The 566-nt window shown below is 67.7% G+C and carries 1 protein-coding gene; it reads right to left on the minus strand.

Translation table 11 applies throughout. The features are described from left to right. Positions 1-378 (minus strand): IS3 family transposase (locus IEZ15_RS44265; protein WP_229846623.1); only part of this gene is annotated, 378 nt, incomplete at its 3' end. Between the last annotated feature and the right edge of the window lie 188 nt (positions 379-566).

Genomic DNA, 566 nt, shown 5'->3' on the forward strand with positions numbered 1-566 from the left:
CTCCTTCACGGTGGCGGCCGACCAGCCGACGATTCGGCGGGAGAAGGTGTCCACGACGAACGCGGCATAGACGACGCCGGACCAGGTCTTGATGTGGGTGAAGTCCGCCACCCAGCACCGGTTCGGGGCCTGGGCGACGAAGTCACGGTCGAGACGGTCCGGAGCCCGGTCGACCTGCCCGCCGGGGAGCGTGGTGATCACGCGTTTGCCGCGGACCGCGCCCTGGATGCGGAGTTCGCGCATGAGGCGCTCGACGGTGCAGCGGGCCACGGTATGCCCCTGCCGGTTCAGCTCGCGCCAGATCTTCCGGGCCCCGTAGACACGGTAGTTGGCGGTGTGGACCTGGCTGATCAGCTCCTTGAGCACCGCGTCCCGCACCGAACGTGTTGACGGAGAGGCCAGCCGTTTCTTGTAGGCGTAGTAGGTGGAAGGGGCGATCTTGCAGTCGTGCTCGGTGAGCGTCCTACAGATCGGCTCGACGCCGCCGAAGCGGTCCCGGTGCTCGTCGATGAACGCTACGAGCGTGTGTGTGGCCGGTCGAGCTCGGCCGCGAAGAAAGACGCCGC

The sequence above is a fragment of the Streptomyces atratus genome, from assembly GCF_014648655.1.
In the GTDB taxonomy this organism is placed as follows: domain Bacteria; phylum Actinomycetota; class Actinomycetes; order Streptomycetales; family Streptomycetaceae; genus Streptomyces; species Streptomyces atratus.